The sequence below is a fragment of the Burkholderia sp. MSMB1498 genome (genome assembly GCF_001526245.1).
Classification (GTDB): domain Bacteria; phylum Pseudomonadota; class Gammaproteobacteria; order Burkholderiales; family Burkholderiaceae; genus Burkholderia; species Burkholderia savannae.
This window is the reverse complement of the sequence record NZ_LOYJ01000085.1, coordinates 38,103-63,328: the sequence shown is the minus strand read 5'-3', so window position 1 is coordinate 63,328 and position 25,226 is coordinate 38,103. Positions and strand designations below refer to the sequence as shown.

General features: G+C 69.4%; 13 protein-coding genes. 2 read left to right on the top strand and 11 right to left on the bottom strand.

What is annotated here, in order from left to right:
• Positions 1-34: 34 nt before the first annotated feature.
• The 6 genes from WS91_RS18995 to WS91_RS18970 form a co-directional block, all read right to left on the bottom strand.
• The gene (locus tag WS91_RS18995; protein ID WP_059642834.1) at positions 35-1,501 is read right to left on the bottom strand and encodes an ABC transporter permease; all 1,467 of its coding nucleotides are present in this window, start codon (positions 1,499-1,501) and stop codon (positions 35-37) included.
• A complete protein-coding gene (locus WS91_RS18990; protein ID WP_038749020.1) occupies positions 1,501-2,202 on the bottom strand; it encodes an ABC transporter ATP-binding protein in 702 nt (233 codons plus the stop codon). The genes WS91_RS18995 and WS91_RS18990 overlap by 1 nt, the downstream gene beginning before the upstream one ends.
• Positions 2,202-3,662 carry a flavin-containing monooxygenase gene (locus tag WS91_RS18985; RefSeq protein ID WP_059670773.1) on the bottom strand — a complete coding sequence of 487 codons (1,461 nt, stop codon included), beginning with the start codon at positions 3,660-3,662 and terminating at the stop codon, positions 2,202-2,204. The genes WS91_RS18990 and WS91_RS18985 overlap by 1 nt, the downstream gene beginning before the upstream one ends.
• Positions 3,663-3,694: 32 nt before the next feature.
• On the bottom strand, positions 3,695-7,822 hold the full coding sequence (locus tag WS91_RS18980; protein ID WP_059670772.1) for a cytochrome P450: 4,128 nt from the start codon (positions 7,820-7,822) through the stop codon (positions 3,695-3,697).
• On the bottom strand, positions 7,819-14,583 hold the full coding sequence (locus WS91_RS18975; protein WP_059670771.1) for an SDR family oxidoreductase: 6,765 nt from the start codon (positions 14,581-14,583) through the stop codon (positions 7,819-7,821). Before WS91_RS18975 ends, WS91_RS18980 begins: the two co-directional genes overlap by 4 nt.
• Before the next feature lie 103 nt (positions 14,584-14,686).
• Positions 14,687-16,333, bottom strand: coding sequence for an acyltransferase domain-containing protein (locus WS91_RS18970; RefSeq protein WP_059670770.1), 1,647 nt, complete (start codon positions 16,331-16,333; stop codon positions 14,687-14,689).
• Between the two features lie 590 nt (positions 16,334-16,923).
• Between WS91_RS18970 and WS91_RS18965 the strand changes: the two genes are divergently transcribed.
• Together WS91_RS18965 and WS91_RS18960 are read left to right on the top strand one after the other, a co-directional pair.
• Positions 16,924-19,557: an MMPL family transporter gene (locus WS91_RS18965; protein ID WP_059670769.1), complete on the top strand. Its 2,634-nt coding sequence runs from the start codon at positions 16,924-16,926 to the stop codon at positions 19,555-19,557.
• A 1-nt stretch (position 19,558) separates the two neighbouring features.
• The gene (locus WS91_RS18960; RefSeq protein ID WP_059670768.1) at positions 19,559-20,533 is read left to right on the top strand and encodes an MlaA family lipoprotein; all 975 of its coding nucleotides are present in this window, start codon (positions 19,559-19,561) and stop codon (positions 20,531-20,533) included.
• Positions 20,534-20,764: 231 nt separating this feature from the next.
• Here the strand turns inward: WS91_RS18960 and WS91_RS18955 are convergent, their stop codons facing one another.
• Genes WS91_RS18955 through glnP form a run of 5 tightly spaced genes read right to left on the bottom strand, consistent with a single transcriptional unit; the run spans position 20,765 to position 25,173 of the window.
• Positions 20,765-21,328 (bottom strand): carboxymuconolactone decarboxylase family protein, encoded by a 564-nt coding sequence (locus WS91_RS18955; RefSeq protein WP_059579765.1) that lies wholly within the window; start codon positions 21,326-21,328, stop codon positions 20,765-20,767.
• 40 nt (positions 21,329-21,368) lie between these two features.
• Positions 21,369-22,712, bottom strand: a complete 1,344-nt coding sequence (locus tag WS91_RS18950) for an aspartate aminotransferase family protein (RefSeq protein ID WP_059670767.1) — start codon at positions 22,710-22,712, stop codon at positions 21,369-21,371.
• Positions 22,709-23,779, bottom strand: coding sequence for a C45 family autoproteolytic acyltransferase/hydolase (locus WS91_RS18945; protein ID WP_038748998.1), 1,071 nt, complete (start codon positions 23,777-23,779; stop codon positions 22,709-22,711). Before WS91_RS18945 ends, WS91_RS18950 begins: the two co-directional genes overlap by 4 nt.
• Before the next feature lie 12 nt (positions 23,780-23,791).
• Positions 23,792-24,520, bottom strand: a complete 729-nt coding sequence (gene glnQ / locus WS91_RS18940) for a glutamine ABC transporter ATP-binding protein GlnQ (RefSeq protein ID WP_038748996.1) — start codon at positions 24,518-24,520, stop codon at positions 23,792-23,794.
• Positions 24,517-25,173 carry a glutamine ABC transporter permease GlnP gene (gene glnP / locus WS91_RS18935; RefSeq protein WP_038748993.1) on the bottom strand — a complete coding sequence of 219 codons (657 nt, stop codon included), beginning with the start codon at positions 25,171-25,173 and terminating at the stop codon, positions 24,517-24,519. The genes glnQ and glnP overlap by 4 nt, the downstream gene beginning before the upstream one ends.
• Positions 25,174-25,226 lie beyond the last annotated feature (53 nt).

The following is a 25,226-nucleotide window of genomic DNA, read 5'->3' as shown; positions in this document are numbered from 1 at the left end:
ATCTTTCGTTGTTCAAACTGAAAATTCACGAAACTCATACGTAGCGCAGCGCGTCGACGATCGACAGCCGCGCCGCGTGCCGCGCGGGCAGCCATGCGGACAGCCCGGCGACGAACGCGAGCCCGACGAACGTCAACGCGATGAGGCGCCATTCGCCCCACACGCGCACCGTCAGCGCGACCGAATCGATCCGCGCGGGCGGCGTCCACGCGAGCCCGCTGTGATTCACCGCTGCCGCGAGACCGAGCGCGACGAGCACGCCGACCGACGCGCCGACGATGCCGAGCAGCGCGCCTTCGCAGACGAACAGCGCCTGGATGCCGCCGCGGCGCACGCCCATCGAGCGCAGCGTGCCGATCTCGACGGTCCGCTCGAGGATCGCCGTGCTCATCGTGTTGCTGACCACGAACAGCACGATCGCGCCGATCAGCACGAACACGAAGCCGAAGATCATCGAGAACATGCGGTTCGTCTGGTCATAGAACGGATTGAGCGCGGCGAAATCGAGCATGTCGAGCGGCTGGCCTTCGAAGCGGCCGCCGAACAGCTGGTCGATCCGCGCGCGCGCGGCGGGCAGTTGCGCGGTGTGCTTGAACTGGATCTCGATCGCCGTCACGCGCGGCGCGTCGCCGCCGTAGACGAGCCGCTGCGCGCGCGGCAGATGCATCGCGAGATAAACGTCGTCGAGCTCCTTCACGCCCTGCTGCTCGGCCTTGACCACCGTGAAGCCGCCGACGTTCGGCGCGCCGTAGGCGTTCGCCGCGAGCACCTCGATGTGCGTCGCGCCCGCGCCGTCGCTCTTTCGCTCGCGCTTTTGCGCGTCCGCCTCGGCCGCGGCGAGCGCGAGCACGTCGGCGGGCGCGTCGGCCGCGGCGGGCGCGGATGCATCGGACGTCGCTGCATCGGACGTCGCCACGCCGGACGCGGCCGTTGCGGCCCCCTTCGCGATGCCGCCGTCGCCGCAATCGGGCACGCGCAGCGGCCCGCATAGATGCAGCACGCGCGCGACGCCGTGCCCGACGATCGCCGCATCGGGCACGGTGCCGACGAGCGGATACGGCTTCGGCGTCAATGGAAAGCCGTAGTCGTTCCACTGCTGCATCCGGTCTTGCTCGTCGGCGATCGCGCCCTGCGCGAGCACCGTGCGCGACACGCCCGCTTCGAAGTTGCCGGCTATCCCGCCGAACTGCAGCGTCGGCGTGATCACCGCGATCATCGGCGCGAGCACCGGATCGTCGCGCAGCTGCGCGATCAGCCGCTCGTAGCCGCCGATCCCGTACGCGACCGGGTTGCCGCTGCCGTACTGGAAATAGCCGTGCCGCTGGATCTGCAAGTGCCCGCTGCGCCGCACGAAATCCGTCTGCAATCCGAACGTGATGTCCTTGCTGAAGCCGCCGAACAGCAGGATCGCGCAGACGCCGACGATCATCGCGAGCAGCGTCGTGATCGAGCGCCGCCGGTTTCGCTGCAGATTGCGCAGCGCCAACATGAAGGTATGCATCAGCTCTGCGCCTCCTGCGCGACGCGGCGGCGATCGACGATGCGCCCGTCGCGAATCTGCACGACGTCGTCGGCCGCATCCAGCACCTGCGGATCGTGCGACGACACGATGAACGACACGCCGCTCTCGCGCTGCATCTTGTGCATCAACGCGATGATCGCCTGGCCCGTGACGCTGTCGAGGTTCGCGGTCGGCTCGTCGGCGAGCACGAGCGACGGCCCCGCCGCGAGCGCGCGCGCGATCGCGACGCGCTGCCGCTGGCCGCCCGACAGCTGGCTCGGCCGGTGCGCGCCCTTGCCGCTCAAGCCGACGGCATCGAGCAGATACGCGACGCGCTCCGCGCGCTCGCGTGCAGGCGTGCGCGCCATCAGCAGCGGATATTCGACGTTCTCGTACGCGGACAGCACCGGCAGCAGGTTGAACGACTGGAACACGTGGCCCACCTGTCTCGCGCGGAAATCCGACAGCGCATCGTCGGACAACGTCGCGGTGTCCTGCCCCGCCACGCTCACGCGCCCCGCGTCCGGCCGGTCGATGCAGCCGATCATGTTGAGCAGCGTCGTCTTGCCGCTGCCGGACGGGCCGCTCAGCACGGTGAAGCGATTCGCGTCGATGTCGATCGACACGCCGGCGAGGCCGGTCACTTTCACGCTGTCGAGCAAGTAGGTCTTGCTGACGTTCTCGACGCGCACGATCGGCATCACGCGTCCCCCGCCTGCACGCGCGCGGCGGCTTGCGCCGGAGGCGAAGCCGAAGCCGCGACGGCCACGGGCCGCGCCTGCCGCGACGCGACGCGCGAATCGGGCAGCGAGCGAATCAGCCGCTTCAGTTGCAGCCGGTACGCGAAGTGCTCGACTTCGATCACGTGCCGCTGCGTAGCGCTGAAATGAATTCCGCCGTTCCAGTTCGAGCGGTCGCGGCCGGTCAGCCGGTCGATCCGCGCGGCTTTGCGCGGCGCCGCATCGCGCGCGCGCAGGTAGCGCGCGACGAGCTGCGCCTGATAATCCATCAGCGGCCAGTTGCCGGTCGACGTCTGGAACAGGCCGATGAAGAACAGGTTCGGATGCACGCGATCGAAGATGTTCAGGTAGAGGCGCGGCTGCATCTTGTCCCATTGAAGATACGACTGGTCGAGAAACGGGAAGCTCAGCTGGAAGCCCGTTGCGTAGACGATCGCGTCGATCTGTTCCTCGCTGCCGTCCGAGAACGCCACGCGGTCGCCCTTCAGCTCGACGACGTCCGGCTTCGCGGCGAGATCGCCGTGCCCGAGGTGATAGAACAGCGTCGAATTGATGATGAAGTGCGCCTCGAACAGCTTGTGGTCCGGCTTCGGCAGCCCGTAGTCTTCCGGCTGGCCGGCCGTCGTCAGACGCAAGAGCCGTTCGCCGAACAAGCGCCGCGCCCACAGCGGCAGGCGCAGCTTCAGCGGCCACTCGGCCCAGCGATCCGCAGGAATCCCAAACAGGAATTTCGGCCAGTAGAAGTAGCCGCGCCGCGTGCTGTGAAACACCGCGCTCGCGTGATGGGCCGCCTCGACCGCGATGTCGCAGCCCGAATTGCCCGCGCCGACGACGAGCACGCGCTTGTCCTTCAGCACGTCGGGCGTCTTGTACAGCGCCGAATGCAGCTGCAGCCCGTCGAAGCGGCCCGGATAATCCGGCACCTGCGGCTTCGACAGATGGCCGTTGCAGACGAATACGCCTTTGTAGTGGCGCACGTCGTGGCCGTCGAGCTCGACGCGCCACAAGCCGCCTTCCGCGAGCGGCGCGACTTCCAGCACGGTCCGGTTGAACTCCGCGTGCTCGTAGACGCCGAAGCGGTGCGCGTAGTCGCGCAGATACGCGAGCGCCTGATCGCCGCGCGCGTACGTCGGGTAATCGGCCGGCATCGGGTAATCCGTGTATTCGGAGAACTCGCGCGAGCTGATCATGTGCACCGATTTGTAGATCGCGCTGCACGGCTTGCCGTAGTACCAGGTGCCGCCGATGTCGTCCTCGCGCTCGATCAGATCGAACGCGATGCCGTGTTCGCGCAGGTTCTTCGCCGTCGCGATGCCGGCCGCGCCGCCGCCGATGATGCAATAGCGGCCGCTGCAATCCCGGTGCGCCGACGTCGCTGCCACTGCCGTGCTCGGTTCCGTCGTCGTGTTCGTCGTCGTCATCGTTGTCGTTCCTTCACTTGTACGGTCGCGCATCATGCCGTCAGCGGATCGGCAAGCGCGCCTGTTTCGGACTGCGTCGCATGTGCGGCGTCGGCATCGGCGCCGACGCGCGTGTCGTCGACACGCAGCAGCACGTAGCCGCGCGCGTCGAGCACCGCGAAGCGGCCGGTCGCGTACTCGACGACGCTGTCTGCCGACGACGCCGGCAGACGCGCGAGCTTCGCGCCGCCGATCCGCCACACGGCCGGCGCGTCGGGCTGCGCGGCGCCCCATTCGGCGAGCAGCACGCGCAGCACGTGCTCGACGTGATTGACGGGCAGGCGCAGTTCGAGCGGAAACGGCAGCGCCCAGAGGCTCAACACGGCGGCGGGCGGCACGCGGCCGATCCGCACGATGCCGGCCGACGCGTCGTCGGGCACGCTCCAGTCGCCCGCCGGCAGCAGCTCGCCGTTCCACGCGGCATGCGGCGCGCTCGTGAGCCGCGCGGGCTCCGGCGTCGTGCCGGGCGGGCGCGCATACGCGGCGCCGATCTGCTCCGGCTGCGGCCGATAGACGAGCGTCATGCTGAGCAGCTCGGCGCGCGTGCGCGCGTCGCTGCAGCGCACGTCGACACACCAGACGTCGCCGATCATGTAGCCGGCCGCCTCGCTGCCGATCTCGACGGGCTCGCCGCCGCCGGACACGTCGGGCAGCGCGTCGAGACGCAACACGACGTTCGTCATCTCGCTCAGGTCGCGCGGCTCGCCCGTCGGCGGCATCACCCAGTCGCCGACCGCGCACGCGTGCTCGAGCACGAGCGACGCGGGCAGCACCGCGCGGCCGTTGAAGCGGAACGCGTGCGAGTACGGCGCGACGGCGGGATCGATCGCGTAGCGGCCCTCGAAACGCTTGAACGGCCGAAAGCGCAGCGGCTCGCCGACGTGATGCCGGCGCGTGACGAGCTCGCCGATGTTCGGCAGCTCGCGAATCGGCTGGAAGCCCTTGATCTGCACGGGCGTCGGCGCGCGGCCGACCGCGCCCATGAACATCACCTCGCCGCTGCCCGGCGACGCGAGCTCGCGCAGCCAGTGGCGCACGCCCTCGTCGACGTTCATCGGCGTGATGTAGCGCTGCGTGACCGCGAAGTTCGTGATCATCCCGACGCCTTCCCACGTCGGCCACACGAGCGTCTTCACGCCGCACGCGGGCGAAAGCGCGTGCTTGGCCGCCCACAGGCCCAGACGCGCGAGCGCCTCGTTCGCGGCCGCATAGTCGGTCTCGCCCGTCATCCCGCCCCAGCGGCCCGTCAGCGAGCCGACGTTGCAGAACTGCACGAGCCGCGGCCGCGCGCGGACCGCATCGCACAGATTCGCGAAGCCGAGCACCTTGGTGCGGACCGTGTGCGCGAAATCGTCGGCGCGCTTCTGGATCAGCCGCACCGGCTGGTCGACGCCCGCGTTGTGGATCACCATCCGCAGCGAATCGCCGAGCTCGTCGCACAGCGCGCGCACGGCCGCGCGGTCGGTCACGTCGCATACGCGGTAATGCACCGCCAGACCGAGCGCGGCCATCTCGTCGAGCGCCGCCTTCAGCTCGCGCCGCCGCTTCAGGCGCTGCAGCGTCGCGCGGATCGACTTCGGCGGATTGTCGGGCGTCGCCGCGCGCAGCTGTTCGAGGCCGTATCGCTTGAAGCCTTCGTCGTCGAGCGCCATCCATGGCTCGCTGCCGTCGGGCGGCGCCTCGCGCCCCGTGACGATCACCGCGCAGCCGTGGCGTTCGGCCAGCGCACGCGCGCACAGCAGGCCGATCCCGCGCGCGCCGCCCGAGAACAGCACGGTGTCGCCGGGCGCGAGCGCCGTTTGCGCGTCGACGGCGAGCGGCGGCAGTTCGTTGCGCTTCGCGTGCAACGTGTAGCGCACGCCGTTGCGATAGCCGACCTCGAACAGGCCCCAGCGATACAGCTCGTTGACGACGTGCCGGTCGACGCGGCCCGTCTCGTCGGGCGCGATGTCGAGCACGCGCACGTTGCAGTTCGGCAGCTCCTGCGGCAGCGTCTTCGCGAGCCCCGCCCACAGGCCGCCGAGCGGCTGCGCGCCGGCGTCGCCGCCGTAGCCCATCTGCCCGTCCATCCACGTGAGCGCGACGTAGAAGAGCCGCGACGTGTCGTCCTCCGCCGCCCAGTCGCCGTAGCATGCCTTCAGCAGCTCGACCGTGCGGCGCATCGGCGCTTCCCATGCGCTCGCGTCGTCGAGCGCGAACGGCGTTTCGAGCCCGAGATCGACGATGCCGTCGAGCGGCCCCGCTTCGTTGACGAAGGTTCGCGCGGCTTCCGCGTGATCGGCGCTCGCGGCGGGCGCGAACACCGATACCTTCGCGCAGGTCCGCGCGAGCGCGGCCGCGACGCGCTCGACCGTGCCGCCGCGCCCGTTGACGAGCGCGATCCGCTTGCCGCTCAACGCGGGCGACGGCTCGTCGGGCACCGCATCGACGGGCACCGGCTTCCACGTGAAGCGCCACGCGGGCACGCCGCGCGCATTCGCGTCGGCGGCCGCGTCGTGCGGCGCCGCCGCGGGCGCGGTAGCCAGCGACAGCCGCGCGGCATCGGCAGGCTGCCCGGCCGCCGCATGCTCGTGCTCCGCGGCGACGGTCGCGCCGCCCGCAGGCGCGCAGGCGAGCGCGCCCGCCTCCGCCGCCGCGGCGGCGGTCGCGTTCGCGCCGATCTCGTGCGCCGCCGTCATCGGACACACAGCGCCCGTCGGTTCGACCGAATCGCCGAGCGGCCGCAGGGCGCGCACCGATTCTTGCTCGCGCACGCGCGCGAGATGGCTCTGCTGCCGCTCGCGCGGCTTCACGATCAGACGAATGCCGTGCACCGGCCGCAGCGAGATCGTCGCGCCGAGTTCGATCGGATGGCCTGGCAGCACGTTCAGATCGAAGTGCTGCGCGACCACCGCGACGAGCACGCGCATCTGCAAGAGCGCGGTCTGAAAGCCGATGCACTTGCGCATCCCGCCGCCGAACGGGAAATAGACGAAGCGATGGCGCGCCGGCGCGTCGCTCGCGAAGTTCTCCGGATCGAACGCGTCGGGATTGCGCCAGAACGCCGGATGGCGATGCGTGACGTACGGCGACATGAACACCGACGTGCGCGCCGGAATCCGGTAGCCGCCGATCTCGTCGTCCTCGACGAGATCGCGCGTGAAGCCCCAGATCGGCGGATAGACGCGCAGCGCCTCGTCGACGACCTGCGACAGGTACGGCAATTGTTCGAAGTCCTGCATGGTCGGCGCGCGTCCGCCGAGGCGCGCGTCGAGCTCGTCGCGCAGCTGGCGCAGCACGGCCGGATGCTGCGCGAGCGCGTACAGCGCCCACGCCAGGCCCGCGCCCGTCGTCTCGTGCCCCGCGAGGAACACGGTCATCACTTCGTCGTGCACTTCCTGCTGCGTCATCGGCGCGCCGGTGTCGGGATCGCGCGCGTTCAGCAGCAGCGAGATCACGTCGCTCGGCTCGCAGCGTTCTTCGCGGTGATCGGCGATGATCTTCGCGACGATCGTGTCGATCGCGCGGCGCGCGTGCGCGATCCGACGATTGAAGCGCGTCGGCGCCCAGCGCGGGACGAAGTCGTTCATGTTGCCCTGCGGCATCATCGCTTCGATGCCGAAGCGCACCGCCGGGCCGACCGCCTCCGCGTGCGACGACACGTCAGTGTTGAACACCATCAGCCCGAGCATCCTCAGGCTCAGATGCATCATCTCCTCGACGACGTCGACCGACTTGCCGGGCGGCAGCGCGCTCCAGCGATTCGCGAGCGCGAGCGCGGCGTCGCCGACCGCGGCCGTGTGCGCATCGACCTGCTTCTTGTGGAAGAGCGGCTGCACCGCGCGCCGATGGCGGCGCCAGAATTCGCCGTCCGTCGTCAGCAGCCCGTCGCCGAAAAACATCTTGAAGTTGTCGTAGAAACGCCCGCGCACGTAGTTGCGATGGTTCTCCTGCAGCACGTACTGGATGTGGTCCGGATGCGCGAGCGCATGCGTGACGAACGGTCCGAGCCGGTTGCGCGCGACGTCGCCGTACTGCTGATGCAGGCGCAGCAGCATCGTGATCGGATTGCGCTTGTACGCGGCGAGGTTGCCCATCACGAGGCTGCCGCGCGGCCCCGGCGCCTGGCGGTGCTTGCTCATGCCGTCTCCCGCTCGGTTGCGAGGCGCGCGGCGAGCGCGTCGACCTCGGCCTTCGTCGCGTACGCGCCCGTCGTCCGGTGCACATAGCCGATCACGACGCCCGACACGTCGCTCATCTCCATCAGCATGCGGCCGTCGGGCCGCACCGCGGCGAAGCGGTTGCCGCCGTGCGCGCCCTCGAGCGCGAATGCGCGGGGCGTCGCGTACAAATCGATCCGCTCGTAGCGGCGCGCGAGCTCGCAGTCGTTGCCGCTTTCGTACAGTTCGATCCTGCCGATCGACACCGGCGCGGCGAGCGGAATGTAGTCGTCCGCCACGTAATTCAGCACCGCGACGCGCGCGAGGCCGTCGAGCATGATGCTCGGGACGATGAAACGCGAGAACACCGGATCGTCGGCGGCGACGTTCAGCTGGTAGCGCGCGACCTTGCCCGACGCGGTGACGCCGGTATCCGCGGTCGACACGAACATGCCCGTCAGGCGCACGGGCGCCGATTCGAAATGATACGGATCGGCGACCGGCGTGCGCGGCTCGTCCGGCCGCATCGGCCAGGCGGGCGCGCTCGCGTGGCGCGGCGCGACGAGCGCCTTGATCTCGAAGTGCAGCTTGTCCTGCACGAGCACCTGGCCGTTCGGCGCGAGCACGTCGCCCGTGATGCGCACCTGCACGACCGCCGCGTCGCCTTCGCGGCCGACAACCTGCGCGTGGATGCGCTTCGTGCTCGGCCGCTGCGCGTCGTACACGCGCAGGAAGTGGCGGAACGCGGCGTCGCGGAAGCCGACGACGCGCAGGCCCGGCAGCAGCTTCATCGCCGCCTCGGCCGCGAGCTCGGGCACGAACGTGCCGGGCAGCGTCGCGAAGCGGTTCACGACGTGGTGCTGCAAATACGCGTCGGTGCGCAGATCGAAGATGCGCTCGAACGTCACGCTGTCGCTCGTGCGGCGCACTTCGCGGCCGAGATAGAAATCGTGGCTCGGCGGCTGCGCGATGCGCTCGCGCGGCGGCGGCGTCGGATGCGATTGCGGCGACGGCCAAGCCGCGTGCCCCGCATGTGCGGCGACGACGGCTTGCGCGTCGGCCGCGCCGCTCGCCGATTGCACGGGCCGCTGCGTTGACGCGGCGCGCACGGATGCGGGCGGCGCATCGAAGAACGTCGGCAGATGCGTCTCGATCGCGCGCCGCTCGGCCGCGCCGAGATGCACGGAGCTCGCCGCGCGCTCGGTCAGATTGATCTCGCGCAGGAAGTGATGAATGCCCTCGTTGGTCCGCATGCTCGTGAAGAGCCCGCTCTTTTCGAGGAACGCGCGCGTGACGGGATTCGCGCCGAGACCGACCGAGCGCCACAGCGTCCAGCCGATCGTGAACTCATCGCGCGCGAGCGCCGCGCGATGGTAGGCGGCCTGCGTGTTGAGGAAATCGTTGCCCGATGCGTAATCGGTCTCGCCCGCCTGGCCCGTCAGGCCGATGAACGAGCCGAAGTTGCACCACGCGCGCGGTTGCGCGGCGCCGAACGCGTCGCGCACGTTCCAGTAGCCGCGAATCTTGATGTCGCGCACCGCGACGAAATCGTCGAACGATTTCACGTTGACCGACGCGGAGCGGTTCAGGCCCGCCGCGTTGACGACGAGATCGATCGGCTGGCCCGTCGCCGCGATCCGGCCGACCGCCTCGCGCACGCTGCCTGCGTCGAGCACGTCGGCACGCAGGTAGAACACCTTGTTCGGGCCGCAGTACGACTTCATCACGTCGATGTTGCGGCGCGCGGCGCGCGCCTCGACCTGGCGCTCGAACGCCTTGATGATCGCGGGCAGCGGCAAATGCGGATGGCGCGCTTTCTGCTCGCGGATGTAGTCGGGGCGACGGCGCGCGAACGCCTCGTCGCTGCCCGAGAACACGTCGGGGCCGTATGCGTCGAGCGCGCTGCTGCCGATCAGATGGATCGTCGGCTGGAAGTGCTCGGCAACCGCCTTCATCAGCTCCGCGGTGATCCCGCGCGCGCCGCCGAACGCAACGACGACCGAGTCGGGCCCGAGCCGCGCGAAGCCGTCGGCGGGCAGCTCGCCCGCGTCGCGCGTCACGCGCGGCGTCAGGCGCCGGCCGCCGCACAGCGCGACGACGGGCAGCAGATGCTGCGCGCCGCTCTCGCGCTCGGCGCGCGCGACGCCGTGCCGGATGTCCGCGTCGTCCGTCAGCACGGCGAGCGAGCGCGCATGCGGCAGCTCGATCGCGAGCGCCTTCACGAGGCCCGTGAACATGCCCGCGTCCGGATGCAGCACGTCGTCCTTCACCGCGTCGAGCAGCAGCGCGATGAACGAGCCCTGCTGCGCGACGCCGTCGTAGCACTGCTTGAGCGCGAGGAACGCGAGGTCGTGCAGCTTCAGCCGCTCGGGCGCAGGCGCGGACGAGCGGTCCGGCGCGAGCGCGCCCGCGCGCAGCGACGTCAGCAGCCGCACGTGGCGCGTGCCCGCCGGAATCAGCCCTTGCAACGCGGCTTCGCCGAGCGTATCGACGACGACGAGCCGCGCGCGCGCGAACGCCGTCGCGCGCGTCGACAGCACGAGCAGATCGGCGGGCAGCATGCCGATGCCGTCGAGCAGCTCGGGCGCGTCGGTCACGACAACGCTGCCCGCGGGCAGATACGCGATCGCGCCCGCGCCCGCGTGCCACGGCGTCTCCTGCAGATCGATCCGATAGCGGGCGACGCCGAGCGGCTCGCCGTCGGCGGCGACGTCGGTCGCCTTCAGCGTCGAGGGAATCGGCACGCGCTTGTCGGCCGACGCGCCGGCAATCGGCTCGGCCGTCGCGACGGCCACCGGCGGCTCCGCGTGCACGGTCGTTGCGAGCGGCGCGACGAGATGCGCCGGCGGCGCCGACGCAACGGCGGGCGTCGACGACGGTTCCGAAAGGTGAGAAGAAACGGGAGCCGGCGATGTCGATGTCGATGTCGATGTCGATGTCGATGTCGATGTCGATGTCGATGTCGATGTCGATGTCGATGTCGATGTCGCTGCCGGCACCGGCAGCGGCGCCGAAGTCGACAAGCCGCTCGCGTCCGCAGCGTCGCGTGCGCGTACGCCGTCGCCGCTCACCGGCGGCGCGTTGCGATCGACGCGCAGGCCGAAGCGCACCCGATCGCGATCGTTGCCGAACGCGATCGACGCGGCGTCCTCGCGGCCGACGAGCGCGCGCAGCACCGCGAGCGCGCCGTCGGCGCCCGCGTACGTGACTTCGCGGCCTTGCGCATCGCGCGGCGCGAGCGCCGCTGCGGCGGCGTCCGCGAACTCGCGGCCGCTCTCGATCCACGCGAGCGCCGGCAGCCCGACTGCGTCGGCCTGCGCCTTCGTCGTCACCGCGAACAGCACGATCCCCTCGGCGAGCGGCCGGTCGAACGCCGGCTGCACTTCGTCGGCCGAATTGCCGTTGATGCCGCCGACGATCACCATGTCGAGCTCGCCGCTTCTCAGGAAGCGCGACGCGACCTCGAACGCGGCGAGCGTCGATGCGTGCCCGGCGTCGACCGTCATGTTCATCCCGTGCAGATCGTGATAATTCGCGACGCGCGCGGGAATCACGTTCGGCATCATGCCGGGAAACGAATTCTCGGTCGTCGGCGGCACGAGGCGCTTCGTGTGCTCGGCGACGCGCGCGAGCGCATCGTCGAGCGGCGCGCGCGATGCGTCGTCGAAGCTCGCGCGCACGGCGGTCGCGATGTCGTCGAGATAGCAGCGGCTCGCGTACAGCGCGGCGTTGCGCGTCGGCCCCATGTGGCCCATCACGACGCCGATCGTGTTCGCATGCCCGCTCCAGTAGTCGCGCAGCTGCTCGCGCATGTCGTGCGCGGCGTCGAGCGCCATCAGCTGGCAACGATCGAGCGCGCGCAGCACCGCGGGCGGCATCCGTACGCGGTCGAAGCTGGGCAGCGGATAGGTGAGGCCGAAACTCGCGCCGGGCGCCGCGCCCGCGCCGTTCAGCCACGCGGCGATCGCGTCGCGGCCGTCGAGCCCGGGAAATTTCGCGGACCAGCCGACGATCGCGAGCGGCTCGCGATTGACGCGCGCGGCAGGCGTGGACGCGCCCAGGTCCGGCCGGTATTCGCCGACGATCAGATGGCCGTTCGTGCCGCCGAAGCCGAAGCCCGACACGGCGGCGACGCGCGCCGCATCGGCCTTGCGCGGCCAGTCGACCGCGCGCGTCGGAATCGTGAAGCCGCTCGCGCCGATGTCGAATTCCCGCGGCGGCTCGGAGAACCGATGCTGCGGCGGAATGCGGCCGTGCTCGAGCGCAAGCAGCACCTGGATCAGCGACACGACGCCCGCCGCCCAGCCGGTGTGACCGACGAGCGACTTGTTCGACGTCACGTACACCGGACGGTCGCGCTTGAGCATGTCGCGCAGGCTCTGGAATTCGGCGAGGTCGCCCGCGGGCGTGCCCGTCGCGTGCGCGACGACCCAGTCGACCGCGGCCTTCGGCACGTCGGTCTGCCGATACGCGCGCTCGATCGCGATGCTCTGGCCGGCCGAGTTCGGCGCGTAGATCGCCTTGCCCTTGCCGTCCGACGACGAACCGAACGCCTTCAGCACGCCGAGCACGCGGTCGCCGTCGGCGAGCGCGCGCTTCAGGCGCTTGAGGATCACGACGCCCGCACCGTCGGCGAACAGCACGCCGTCGCACGCCTTGTCGAGCGGCCGCACTTCGCCGCTCTTCGACAGCCCGTGCAGCTTCGAGAACAGGATCGAGCCGCGCGGCGCGAGCGCGAACGCGCCGCCGCACGCGACGACGTCATGCTTGCCGGCGAGCAGGCTCTTGATGCCGAGATCGACCGAATAGAGCGACGACGAGCACGCGGTGTCGACCATCATGTACTCGGCATCGTCGGGCAGCACGCCGCGCATCGCGTTCAGGCCGACGCGATGCGGAAAATACTCGGACAACTCGCCCGTGCCGCGCGCATAGCGCGCGCGCAGCACCGCGTCGATCTGCGCGATGCGGCTCTCGCGCTCGTCGGGTGACGCGCCGGTTTCGTCGAGCGCGTCGCGCAGCCGTGCGCGCATCGCCGCGAGCACCATCCCTTCTTCGAGATGCTGGCTGCCGTCGGCCGTGTAACCGACGAGGAACGAGGTTCGATCGCCCGCGCGCACGCGCACGCCGTCGAGCGCCTGGCGCAGCGAATGGCGCAGCCACAGCGTCGTCAGCTCGTCGGGCGCGGCGGCCGCTTCGATTTCGGCGCGCAGGCGCGCCTCGGGCTCGAAGCGCTCGATGAACACCGAGCGCGACTGGTAGCTCTTGTCTTCCGCCGACGAGTCCGGCGAATAGAACGATCTGTAATCCCAACGATCGGGCGGCACGTTGCCGAACAGCTCGGGGCCGTTCAGCAGCGCCTGCCAGAATGCTTCCGGGTCGCTCGCGCCGGGCAGCGCGACGCCCATGCCGACTACGGCGATGTCGTCGGCTTCGGTGTCGTCGGATGCGCGTTCGGCATGCGGCGCGTCGATCTCGCCGGCCGGCGTCGCGGGACGAACGCCGTTCGCGTCCGCGACGTTCGCGTCAGCAAACGCGTGCGATGCCGCGACCGCGGAAGACGACGGCACGGCGATGCCTGCGCCCGCCTGAGCCGAAGCCGGGCTCGAAACCCGCGGCAACGCGGAACCCGTCGACGATGCCGAAACGTCGGCGCGCCCGCCGGACGCCGATGCGCTCGGCTCGACCGGCGCATGCGCCGAAGCGGAATCGTGCGACGGCGCGCTCGCACGCTCGCTCGTGACGTTCCGCGCAATCGCCGACGCCGCCGACGCCGCCGCCGCACCGGCAGCGCCAACGCCGGCCATCGCCGCCGTCGCGACGCCGACATCCGCAACGTGCGACGCAACCGGCGCAGCCGCCGCACCGGCGCTCGCCCGGCTCGCAAACGCGGCCGCCGACGGCGCGGCGTCGCCACCCTGCCCGCCGCCCTGCACGCCGTTCGCCGCGCCGCTCCATTCGCGCCGCGGCGACAGCGCCTCGCTGCACAGCGACAGCCCACCGTCGGCGACGATCACCTGCCCCGTGATCCAGCGCGCCGCATCCGACGCGAGGAACAGCACGACGTCCGCGAGATCCTCGGCGGTCGCGAGGCGGCCGAGCGGCGTCGCCGCGATGCTCGAGCGCTTCGTGTTGTCGGGGTCGGGAAACTGCGCGGCCACGTCGCCGTCGATCAGCGTCGACGACGCCCCGTTCACGCGAATGCCGAGGCTCGCGTACTCGACCGCCAGATAGCGCGTCAGCGATTCGAGCGCGGCCTTCGCCGTGCCGACGACGAGATAGTTCGCCGGCACGAGCGTCGAGCCGACCGACGACACGTTGACGATCGCGCCGCCGCCCGCGCGCGCCATCAGCCGCGCGGCGCGGCGCGCGCACCAGAACGCGCCCTTCAGATTGGTGTCGAGCGCACGGTCGAAGTGCGCGGCCTCGATGTCGTCGACGGGCAACAGCGCGCCCGACGCCGCGTTGTTGACGAGAATGTCGAGCTTGCCGTACTTCGCTTCGATTTCGTCGAACATCCGCTCGACCTGCGCCGGCTGCGCGACGGACGCGCGCACGACGTCGACAGTCGCGCCCAGCGCGCGCAGCTCGGCCGCGGTCTCTTTCGACGCGTCGAGCGAATGAAAGAAATTGACGATGACGTGCGCGCCTTCTTCGGCAAAGCGGCGGCAGATCGCCTTGCCGACATTCTTTGCCCCGCCCGTCACCAGAACCCGTTTCCCCAACAGATAGGAATTCGACATAAATCGCAGTGGTCAGGATTACCAAACATTCGGACGAGACTCTCCGTCTGATCCGGCCCTCTCCTCTCGTTCTTCTCGTGGCGCGCGGTGCGTGTGCGGCGCTTCAGCTCGTGACGAGCGCCGCCGCCTGGCCCTGATGCTCGTAGACGAAATCGACGATCTGGCCCATCGCCTTGAAATCGCCGGCGCGGAAATTCGCCGGCAGCGGCGGCAGCCCGTAGCGGGCGCTGATCCGCTGAATGATCTCCGTCTGCTTGACCGAATCGATGCCGAGCTCCGCTTCGAGCTCGACAGTCTCGGTAAACACTTCGACCGGGTATTCCATCGCCTCCGCATAGATCGCGACGAGCTCGGCGAAGAGCCGATCGCGCGGCACGCGCGCGGCCGGCGCGTCGGCGGGTTCGGCGCCCGCGCCGGGCGCGGCCGGCGCTTGCATGACCGGCGCGGCATGCGCTGCATGCGCAACGGGCGCGGCCGGCGCCGCGGGTGCGACAGCCGGCGTGGCCTGCGTAACGGGCGCAGCAGGCGCAGTGGGCACAGCGGGCGCAGCCGACGCAACCGGCGCAACCGGCGCGAAACCGGCCGCGGCGCCGCGAGCAGTCACGATGTGCGGCGCGGGCGTCGCCTGCAGCCCCCGCGCATCGAAGAAGCGCTTGAGCTCGCCCTTGATCTTCTCGACGATCCCCGGACCGCTGTTGCGCCAGAACTCGTCGAAATCGAGTTGCAGATTGCTTGCGCGAATGTCGTCGTTCATGACACTACCCCCATTGAAATATGCGAGAACGTTCTCCAGGCCGCCGAGTTCGCCTCCCACGCTCGACGCGCCCGAAAAGGTCTTGATGGCGCCGGGCCCCAGCGCGCGCACCGCGATCCTGCTGAGCGCGTTCAGCGCCCCGCACTCGACGAGCGCGCCGATGCCGGCGGCTTTCAGTCTTGCGACCCCATCTCCGAACCGGACCGGCAGCACCAGGTGGCGCGCGAGACACGCGCCGAGATCGTCGGCCGCCGCGTAATAGCGATTCAATATCGGCGAATAAACCGGATATTCGAGCGCTTTATTTTTATAAGCTTTCAGACGCCGTCCAAATTCGATGCGCACATTTTCCAGATCGTCATGATGAAATGCGTAAGGCGAATTTAATATTTGCGCGGAGATATTGTGTCGCGCGCAATAGGCCGTGAATTCGTCGACATATTCGCGCGCACCCGACACGACCGTCTGCGACGAATGATTTTCGACTGCGATCTGCACGCGCCCCGGGCGCCCTTGCGGCGCGCCGCGAAAGCACGCGGCGAGGTGCGCGCGCACCGCGTCGGGCGATGCGCCGACGGCCGCCATCCGGCCGTCGGCGGGCGCCGCTTCGCGCAGCGCGTCGATGCGGTCGCAGACGATGTCCGCGCCCTGCTCGAACGAGAACGCGCCGGCGCACGCGAGCGCGGCGACCTCGCCGAAGCTGTGCCCGACGAGCACGTCGGGCCGCACGCCGCGCGCGCGCAGCGCTTCGAAGTACGAAACGGACGTCGCGTAGATCGCGAGCTGCAGCAGGTCCGGCGCGTATTGCAGGAGATCCTCCACGCCGATGTGCTCGTCCCACACGGTCGCGAGCAGCGGGCGGCGCAGCCGCCGCACGGAAACGGCGTCGATGGCTTGCATGGCCCGCTGTACCACGGGGTACGCGCCGCTCAACGCCCGCGTCGCGCCCGCATAGAATGCGCCTTGCCCGGGAAACAGAAATGCAACTTGCGCCATGTGATTGCCTTTACCCACCACCAATGCCAAACAGCCCGATGTCGATCGGTCGAGAATCTGTCTCCCCAGCCTCCTGCCGTCCATTTATTCGATTACGCATCGCGGGGCGATATGCAATCCTTAAATCCATTAATGCATTGGCGTAAAGTAACATACGTGCTTACACACCTATGTTCGCCAAACTACACATCTTCTGTGCCCATTTACGCATCGAATATGCATGGCGCCGCGTCGCGCGGGCCCGATCTTAAAGTCAGATTCACGACAATATTTGTTAAAAATCTTGAATTAACCGACTGAAAATCGATATTCGCGCGCGGCACTCCAGATTGGCGGCCGTCGCGAACGAATCGGTGCGATTGCGGGCGGGCGCACGCGCGGAATTCCCGCGTTTCCCTCTGCCCGCATTCGCATCGCGCTCCGGCCCCGGCCCGCGTTCGATGTGTCCCCGCCTTTTTTCCGCCGCATTCCAACCCCGGTTCGCAACAATCCGGCGGGATTCGCACGCGCCCGAACCTAGCCGACTCTCAAACCCGCGCGCCGGTATACTTGGCTACTTTGCCTTTTCGCAGCCCCCAACCCGCCGCCTCATGCTGACTTCCGTCCTCGTCCGACTCGTCGCCTGGTCGGTGCGGCGCCCGATCTGGGTCGTCGTGCTGTCGCTTGTCGCCGCCGCGCTCAGCGGCGTGTACGTCGCGCACCATTTCAAGATCAACACAGACATCAGCAAGCTCGTCGAGAACGACCCGCAATGGGCCGCGCTCGGCAACGCGATCGACGATGCGTTCCCGCAGCGCAGCCAGACGATCCTCGCCGTCGTCGAGGCGCCCGCGCCCGAATTCGCGACCGCCGCGGCCGATGCGCTCGCCGAGGGCCTGCGCCGCGAAACCGAGGCGGGCCGCATCGGCCAGGTGTCGGAGCCCGCGGGCGGGCCGCTCTTCGAGCACAACGGGCTGCTGTTCCTGCCCGAGCAGGACGTCGCGACGACGACCGCGCAGCTCGCGAGCGCGCGGCCGCTCGTCAACGTGCTCGCGAAGGACCCGAGCATCGCGGGCCTCGCGACGACGCTGTCGACGACGCTCGGCGTGCCGCTGCAGTCGGGCCAGGTCAAGCTCTCGGGGATGGCGAAGCTGCTGTCGCGCAGCGCGGCGACCGTCGACGACGTGCTCGCCGGCAAGCCGGCCGCGTTCTCGTGGCGCGCGCTCGTCGATGCAGACGCCGCCCGCGCACCCGCGCGCGCGTTCGTCACCGTGCAGCCCGTCGTCAACTACGGCGCGCTGAAGGCGGGCGAGCAGGCGTCGCGGACGATCCGCGCGACCGCGCGGGCGCTCGAGCTCGACAAGCGCTTCGGCGCCGCCGTGCGGCTGACGGGCGAGCAGCCGCTCGCCGACGAGGAATTCGCGTCGGTGCAGGACGGCGCGCTCGTCAACGGCATCGCGACGCTGGCGATCGTGCTCGTGATCCTGTGGATCGCGCTGCGCTCGAAGCGAATGATCGCGGCGGTGTTCGTCACGCTGTTCGTCGGCCTCGTCGTCACGGCCGCGCTCGGGCTGATGATGGTCGGCTCGCTGAACATGATCTCGGTCGCGTTCATGGTGCTGTTCGTCGGCCTCGGCGTCGATTTCGCGATCCAGTACGGCGTCAAGTATCGCGAGGAGCGCCACCGCTATCCGAATCTCGATCACGCGCTCGTCGGCGCCGCGCACGCGATGGGCATGCCGCTCACGCTCGCGACGGCGGCCGTCGCCGCGAGCTTCTTCTCGTTCCTGCCGACCGCGTATCGCGGCGTGTCGGAGCTCGGCCTGATCGCGGGCGTCGGGATGTTCGTCGCGCTCTTCACGACGCTCACGCTCCTGCCCGCGCTGCTCAGGCTGTTCGCGCCGCCCGGCGAGCGCAAGCCGCCGGGCTTTCCGCGCCTCGCGCCCGTCGACGACTATCTCGACCACCATCGCAAGCCGATCCTGATCGGCACGCTCGCCGTCGTGATCGGCGCGCTGCCGCTGCTCGCGCATCTGCGCTTCGATTTCAACCCGCTGCATCTGAAGGACCCGAGCAGCGAATCGATGGCGACGCTGCTCGCACTGAAGGATTCGCCGGAAGCGTCGGTCAACGACGTGTCGATGCTCGCGCCGTCGCTCGCGGCCGCCGACGCCGCCGCGAAGCGGCTCGACGCGCTGCCCGAGGTCGGCCGCACGACGACGCTGTCGACGTTCATCCCCGACGCACAGCCGCAAAAGCTCGCGACGATCGCGGCGGCCGCGCGCGACCTGCTGCCCGCGCTCACGCAACCGGCCGCGGCGCCCGCTTCGGACGCGCAGCGCGTCGCGGCATTGAAGCGCGCGTCGAACCTGCTCGAATATGCGTCCGAGGATTACCCGGGCCCGGGCGCGGCGGCCGCGAAGCATCTGTCCGAATCGCTCGCGAAGCTCGCCGCCGCCGACGCAGCGACGCGCGACCGCGCGGAGCACGCGTTCTCCGCGCCGCTGCGGATCGCGCTGAACCAGCTCGCGATGCTCTTGCAGCCGTCGGAGATCACGCGCGAGAACCTGCCGCCGCAGATCGCGCGCGACTGGATCGCGCCGGGCGGCCGCGCGCTCGTGCAGATCTCGCCGAAGGTGCCCAAGGGCGTCGATCCCGGCGACGACGCGATGCTGCGCCGTTTCGCGAAGGCCGTGAAGGCGGCGGAGCCGGGCGCGATCGGCGGCCCGATCTCGATCCTGCATTCGGCGGACACGATCATCCGCGCATTCCTGCAGGCGGCCGCGCTGTCCGTCATATCGATCACGGCGCTGCTGTGGATCACGCTGCGCCGCTTCGGCGACGTGCTGCGCACGCTCGTGCCGCTCCTCGTGTCGGGCGTCGTGACGCTCGAGCTGTGCGTGCTGTTCGGCATGCCGCTGAATTTCGCGAACATCATCGCGCTGCCGCTGATGCTCGGCGTCGGCGTCGCGTTCAAGGTGTATTTCGTGATGGCGTGGCGCGCGGGCCAGACGGGCCTGCTGCAGTCGAGCCTCACGCACGCGGTGCTGTTCAGCGCCGCGACGACGGCCACCGCGTTCGGCAGCCTGTGGCTGTCGCATCATCCGGGCACGGCGAGCATGGGGCGGCTGCTCGCGCTCGCGCTGTCGTGCACGCTGATCGGCGCCGTCGTCTTCCAGCCCGTGCTGATGGGCAAGCCGCGCACGAAGCGTGTGACGAATCAATCGCAAGGAATCGATGAATAAAATGCGAATTACCGCGTCGGCGCTCGCCGTCTGCCTGCTTGCAAGCGGCTGCGCGACCGGCCCCAACCGGCACCCGGGCGATCCGCTCGAGCCGATGAACCGCGCCGTCTTCAAGTTCAACGACGCGGTCGACTCGACGATCGCCGTGCCGATCGCGAAGGGCTATCAAAAAGTGACGCCCACGCCGCTGCGCACGGCGATCAGCAATTTCTTCTCGAACCTCGGCGATCTCGGCAACATCGCGAACAACCTGCTGCAGCTCCGGATCACGGATGCAACGGAGGACGTGATGCGCGTCGCGATGAACTCGTTGTTCGGCGTCGCCGGGCTGATCGACGTCGCGACGCTCGCCGGGCTGCCGAAGCATCACCAGGACTTCGGCCTTACGCTCGCGCGCTGGGGCGTGCCGGCGGGCCCGTATCTCGTGCTGCCGATCTTCGGGCCGAGCTCGATCCGCGACGGCGTCGGCCGAGCGGTGGACGTCCGCTTCAATCTGCTCAACTACATCGAGCCCGCCGCGCGCAATCCGATGTATATCGCGCAGTTCATCAGCGCGCGCTCGGATCTGCTCGGCGCGACCGACCTGCTGCAGCAGGCGGCGCTCGACAAATACTCGTTCGTGCGCGACGCGTACGTGCAGCAGCGCCGCTCGCTCACGTATCACGGCAAGAGCGAGGAAGAATCGCTGCCGAACTACAACGAACCGGGCGGCGAGGGCGCGGGCGGCAACGCGCCGGGCGGCTTGCCGCAGTACGAGGACCCGGGCGAGGGCGCGGGCGGCATGCCGTCCGGCGGCGCGCAAGGCGACGCACGCGAGCCGGCCGGGCTGCCGCGGTATCAGGACCCGGGCGACGCGGGTGCAAGCGGCGCGGCGCCGGCTGCGGCATCCGCAACGGCTCCCACGCCCGCATCGGCGGCTGCGCCGGCGGAGCCTGCATCCGCGCCCGCCGCGAACGCCTCGCCGAAGACGAACTGACGCTCGCGCTGCGCAACGACACGGCGGCCGCGTCGAATCCGAAACGGCCGCCGTTGTCTTATCCGGATCAGGCACGCACGCGCGCCGCACCATGTCCTTCGCGCTTCGTCTTTCCGCCGATCAGCCGGCGTGCGGCAACGCCGTGCGCCCATCGATCTTCGGCCTTCGGCCGTCACACGAACCGAACGCGGCGCGCGCATTGTCCGCCTCATCGGCACTTCTTCCCGCCGCTCACTCCGCGAACGGCAGCACCGTCTGCCCGTCCGCGCGCATCGCGAACACGTTCAGCGTCATCGCGACAAGCGCGTAGTAGCCGAGCAGCGCGACGAGATTCACGACCACCTGATGCCCGAAACGCGCAACCGCCTCGTCGTATGTCGCATCGCACACGCGCTTCGTCTCGTATAGCTCGGTCGCGAAGCGGAAGATCAATGCGTCGTCCGCTTCGTCGAACGCCGGAGCCGTGCAGGTGCGGATCGCTTCGGCAACCGCGGCGGGCACGCCTGCTTCGAGCGCGATCGGATGATGGATGTGCCATTCCGCCTGCGAGCGCCAGCGCGCCGCCGTCACGAGGATCGCGAGCTCGGACAGCCGCAGCGGCAGCCCCGTTCGATACCGGCAGAACGCGCCCAGCCGCTGCGCGTGCTGCGCGAGCTCGGGGCTCGCGATCCAGCCGAGAAACGGCCCGTTCAGGTTGCCGCGCGGCCCGCTCAGGATTTCGTCGAGCACTGCCTTCTGCTCGTCGGTTGCAGTCTCGCGGTGGAATTCAGGAAGCCTCATCTTCGCTTTCGTCATGTCGGTTCATTGGGGCCGTGCAAACGCACGCAATCACGCATCAGCGCGCCGCCGCACCGATCGACGCGAGCGCCGCGTCGATCGCGTCGCCGAGCCGCTCGACGATCGTGTCGATCTGCGGCGCGGTGCAGATGAACGGCGGCGCGAGCAGGATATGATCACCGAAATTGCCGTCGACGGTGCCGCCCATCGGATACACCATCAGCCCGCGCTGCATCGCCTCGCGCTTCACGAGCGCATGCAGCTTCAGCTTCGGATCGAACGGCGCTTTGGTGTCGCGCTCGCGCACGAGCTCGACACCGACGAACAGCCCGCGCCCGCGCACGTCGCCGATGTGCGGATGATCGGCCTGGCGCTCGCGCAGCCGCGCGCGCAATTGCTCGCCGCGCGCCTTCACGTTGTCGAGCAAGCGATCCTCGGCGATCACGCGTTGCACTTCGAGCGCCGCCGCGCATGCGCTCGCGTGGCCGATGTACGTGTGGCCGTGCTGAAAGAAGCCCGAGCCGTCGACGATCGTCCGGTAGATCGCGTCGCTCACGAGCGTCGCGCCGATCGGCTGATAGCCCGCGCCGAGCCCCTTCGCGATCGTCAGGATGTCCGGCGCGACGCCGTCCTCTTCGCACGCGAACAGGTAGCCGGTGCGCCCCATCCCCGACATGATCTCGTCGAGAATCAGCAGGACACCGTACTTGTCGCACACCGCGCGGATCTTGCGGAAATATTCGCGCACGGGCGGCACCGCGCCCGCCGTCGCGCCGACGACCGTCTCCGCGACGAACGCCGCGACCGTGTCCGGCCCGAGTTCGAGAATCTTGCTTTCAAGCTCGTCGGCGAGACGCTGCGCGAATGCCTCTTCGGTTTCGTCCGCGCGCTGCCCGCGATACGCGTAGCACGGGCTCACGTGATGCGCTTCGATCAAGAGCGGCAGGAACGGCTCGCGCCGCCATGCGTTGCCGCCTATCGCGAGCGCGCCGAGCGTGTTGCCGTGATAGCTCTGCCGGCGCGCGATGAAGTGCCGGCGCGCGGGCTCGCCCCGCTCGACGAAGTACTGGCGCGCGAGCTTCAGCGCGGCTTCGATCGCCTCCGACCCGCCCGACACGAAATACACATGCTCGAGCCCGGCGGGCGCGGCCGCGACGAGCCTGTCCGCGAGCTCCTCGGCCGGCTGCGTCGTGAAGAACGACGTGTGCGCGTACGGCAGTTGCTGCGCCTGCCGCTTGATCGCGTCGATCACGCGCTGGTTGCCGTGCCCGAGGCACGACACGGCAGCGCCGCCGCATGCGTCGATGTAGCGCTTGCCCGTCGAATCGATGATCTCGATGCCGTCGCCCGCGATCGCGACCGGCAGGTTCGCGCGCGGCGCGCGATGAAATACGGTGGTCATGCGTGTCCTTGTCCGTGTCGAAGCGCCGAAGGATGCTGCGGGTCCCGCGGCACGAATTGCTGAAAGCGCACCGAGCCTTGCTCGCGCACCTCGAACGCGACGCCGTCGTCGCCGATCGAGAACAGCGCGGTCGCGAGCGTGTTCTCGTCGTCCGGATCGCGTGGATCGTCGCGATAGATCGGCAGGCCGTCGCCCGCGCGATCGGCAAGCACGCGCCACAGCGCGGACGCGTCGGCCGCGCCGCCGAGCGGCGGCAGCAACTGAGCGAGCCGCGCCTGCCGATCGGCGGACGACGCGGTGACGATCTGCGCTTCGCCGTCGCAGCCCGGATGGATCAGATGGTTCGCGTGGCCGTACACGCCGTCGACGTCGAGCGTCGACGTGCGCGCGACGCTCGCCTCGACGCTGACGACGCGCGCGTCGCCCGCGCAGCCGAGCGTGTGATGGAAGCCGCTCGCGCGCGGCGTATCGCGCAGCACGCGCAGCGCGCCGTCGAGCGACACCGCGTCGAGCACCGCGCGCGCGAGGATCATTCGCGGCACGCCCGCCGCCGGGCGGCGGATGCGCACGTTGTTGATCGTCTGCACGAGCCCCGCGCGATTCACCGCGAACGTATGGCCCGGCAGCGAGCCCGGATAGTAGAAGCTGACGAAGCCCGGCTTGCCGTCGGGCCGCACGTCGACAAGCCTGCATTTGCCGCGCAGATGCGGATCGCCGTCCTCGTTGTGCGCGATCATCCGCTCGCGCGGCGTGCGCACCGCGAGCGTCGTGCAGCCGTCCGGCGCGTTGTGGATCAGCTCGCCGCGGCAGTTCCAGACGAACACGTCTTCCGCACGCCAGCCGAGCCCGGCCGCGATCCCGTCGAGTTCGGCGACGAGCGCCGGAAACGCCGCCTCGGCCGCACGGCGCAGCTCGGCGACGAACGGATGGCCGCGCCAGCGCGCCACTGCGCGCCACGCGCTGCTCTGCGAGAAATACGCGTCCATCGCCGGCCGCGCGAGCTCGCCGAGCTGCCGGCCGATGTCATGCGGCGAACCCGTCACGACGGCGGGCGTGAGAAACTTCATCGGTTGTCCTGATCACGAAACGTGTTTGAGAAATTCCCTCAGGCGCGGCGTCGGCGGTTGATCGATCAGCGTCTTCGGATCGCCGTCCTCGGCGATGCCGCCCTGGTCCATGAACAGCAGGCGCGTGCCGACCTGCTTCGCGAAGCCGATCTCGTGCGTGACGACGATCATCGTCATGCCCTCGTTCGCGAGATCGCGCATCACCTTCAGCACTTCGTGGCGCAGCTCGGGATCGAGCGCCGACGTCGGCTCGTCGAACAGCATCAGCTTCGGCTTGATCGCGAGCGCGCGCGCGATCGCGACGCGCTGCTGCTGGCCGCCCGACAGCTCGGACGGATAGTGGTTCGCGCGCGCCTCGAGGCCGACTTTCGCGAGCAGCGCCACCGCCTGATCGCGCGCCTGCGCGCGCGACGCGCCGCGCACCTGGATCGGCCCGAACATCACGTTCTCGAGCGCGGTCATCTGCGGAAACAGATTGAACTGCTGAAACACCATGCCGGCTTCGAGCCGGATGTTGTGGATCACCGCGGCCTTGCCCTTCACGCTCTGCCCGTCGACGAGCAGATCGCCGCCCGTGATCTTCTCGAGCGCGTTGATGCAGCGAAGCATCGTCGACTTGCCCGAGCCCGACGGCCCGACGACGACCACGACCTCGCCCGCGTCGATGCGCAGGTTGATGTCCTTCAGCACCGGCACGTGGCCGAAGCTTTTCGACACGCTGCGGAATTCGACCATGCTCATAGGATACGCATCCTTTTCTCGACGAAGCGAAGCGTGAGCGTCATCACGCCGGTAAGCACGAGATAGATCGCGGCGACCGCGGTCCAGATCTCGACCGCCTGGAAGTTGCCGGCGATGATCTCCTGCCCCTTGCGCGTCAGTTCGCCGACACCGATCACGATGAACAGCGACGTATCCTTCAGGCTGACGATGCACTGATTGCCGAGCGGCGGAATGAGCCGCCGGAACGCGAGCGGCCCGACGATCTTCACGAGCACGCGCGGCATCGGCAATCCCATCGCGAGCCCGGCTTCCGTCAATCCTTTAGGAATAGAAAGCAGTGCGCCGCGCACGACTTCGGCGAGATACGCGCCGGAGTTCAGCGTGATCGCGACGACCGCGGCCGTCAGCCCGTCGATTCGAATGTGCGCGAGCAGCGGCAGCGCGAAATAGAGGAACATCACCTGCACGACGATCGGCGTGCCGCGGATCAGTTCGATGTATACCTGCGCGAGCACGTTCAGCGCGGCGGGGCCGTACGCGCGAAACATGCCCGCGATCATGCCGACGAGAAAACCGCCCGCCAGCCCGAAGAACGCGATGAAAACCGTGAGCCGCACGCCGTCCATCAAGTCCGGCAATGCAGCCCATATCGCTGACCAGTCGAATTGCACATCCAGCTCCCGATTGAGTTCCGATCGACGCGGCGCGGCGCGCCGCGCCGGCG